This is a genomic window from Cryobacterium sp. RTC2.1, from assembly GCF_035018685.1.
In the GTDB taxonomy this organism is placed as follows: domain Bacteria; phylum Actinomycetota; class Actinomycetes; order Actinomycetales; family Microbacteriaceae; genus Cryobacterium; species Cryobacterium glucosi.
Map to the genome: position 1 here is coordinate 1 of NZ_JASJXJ010000290.1, position 1,626 is coordinate 1,626.

General features: G+C 68.0%; 2 protein-coding genes. Both read left to right on the top strand.

Annotation, left to right across the window (positions count from 1 at the left end):
* Nucleotides 1–77 precede the first annotated feature (77 nt).
* The gene (locus tag QN357_RS18875; RefSeq protein WP_322136269.1) at nt 78–1,316 is read left to right on the top strand and encodes a Mu transposase domain-containing protein; all 1,239 of its coding nucleotides are present in this window, start codon (nt 78–80) and stop codon (nt 1,314–1,316) included.
* The coding region (locus tag QN357_RS18880) for an ATP-binding protein (RefSeq protein ID WP_323505385.1) at nt 1,313–1,626 on the top strand (314 nt) is incomplete at its 3' end. The genes QN357_RS18875 and QN357_RS18880, both read left to right, overlap by 4 nt.

Sequence of the window (1,626 nt, forward strand, 5' to 3'; positions counted from 1 at the left end):
TGTTAACGCCGACCGAAAATAGGGCCAGTATCGCCGATTGAAAACAGGGCCACCGACCATTATGGAAGGTGATCAATATGGATGATTGGGCGAAGATTCGCCAACTGTTTTCCACGGGCCAGCACTCGAAGCGGGAGATCGGCCGGCTCGTCGGGGTGTCTCGGGGAACGGTGGATCGGGCGTTGGAAACGGACCGGCTGCCGAAGTACCAGCGGCCCGCGGTCGGGTCGAGTTTTGACGCGTTCGCCCCGCAGGTTCGGGTGTTGTTGGCCGTGACGCCGACGATGGCCGCGTCAACGCTCGCGGAACGGGTCGGTTGGCTCGGGTCTGCGTCGGTGTTCCGGGACAAAGTCGCTGGGATCCGGCCGGAGTACGTGCCGCCGGACCCCGCGGACCGTCTCGTGCACGAGCCCGGACAGCAGGTCCAGTGCGACTTGTGGTTCCCCCACGAGGACCTCCCGCTCGGCCACGGGCAGCAGGGCACGCCGCCGGTGCTGGTGATGACGTCCACGTTCTCGGGGTTCTTCCAAGCCCTGATGCTGCCGTCTCGGAAGACACCGGATCTGCTCGGCGGGATGTGGTCCCTGCTCCAGGCTGCCCGCGCGGTCCCGCGACGGCTGCTCTGGGACAACGAGTCCGGCATCGGCCGTGGCAAGCTCACCGAGCCTGCGGCCGCGTTCGCGGGCACTCTCGGCACCGAGGTCAAGCTCCTCAAGGCCCGGGACCCGGAGTCCAAGGGCATGGTCGAGCGGCGGAACCGGTTCTTCCGCTCGTCGTTCATGCCGGGCCGAGTGTTCCTGTCGCCGCAGGACTTCAACGAGCAGCTCGCGTCCTGGCTGCCCGTGGCTAACGCGCGTCACTCTCGGTCCCGGCGCGCCCGCCCGGTCGACTTGATCGACCAGGACCGGGCCGCGATGCGGCCGTTGTCGCCGGTGGCGCCAGACGTGTTGTTCCGGAACACGGTGCGTCTGCCCCGGGACTACTACGTCCGGGTGCACTCCAACGACTACTCCGTCGCGCCGGCCCTGATCGGCAGGCTCGTGGACGTGAGCGCTGACCTTGACCAAGTCCACGTCGCCCACAACGGTGTCACCGTGACCTCTCACGACCGGGCCTGGGCCCGTCAGCTGACCATCACCGACCCTGACCATGTCGCCCAGGCCGCCGTGCTCCGGCGCCAGTTCCAGACCCTGCACCGCCATCAACGGCCCCAAGCCCACGTCGCGTTCGTCGAATCGGCGAGCCTGTCGGACTATGACGACGTGTTCGGTGTCGATATCGGGCCCGGCCTGCTCGAGTTGGGGAGGCTCGCGTGAGCGGGGCGGCGTCTCAGATCGAGTACTACGCCCGCGCGCTGCGCGCCCCGAGGATCGGTGACGCGTTCCGGCGCCTGGGCGACCAGGCCCGCGACGCGGGCTGGTCCCACGAGGAATACCTTGCCGCGGTGCTCTCCCGTGAGGTCTCCGAGCGGGAAGCGTCCGGTGCGGCCCTGCGGATCAAAGCGGCCCGGTTCCCCGGCCACAAGACCCTCGAGGACTTCAACTTCGATCACCAGCCCTCCGCGGACAGGAACCTGATCGCCCACCTCGGCACGAGCGTGTTCGCCACCGAGGCGAAGAACATCGT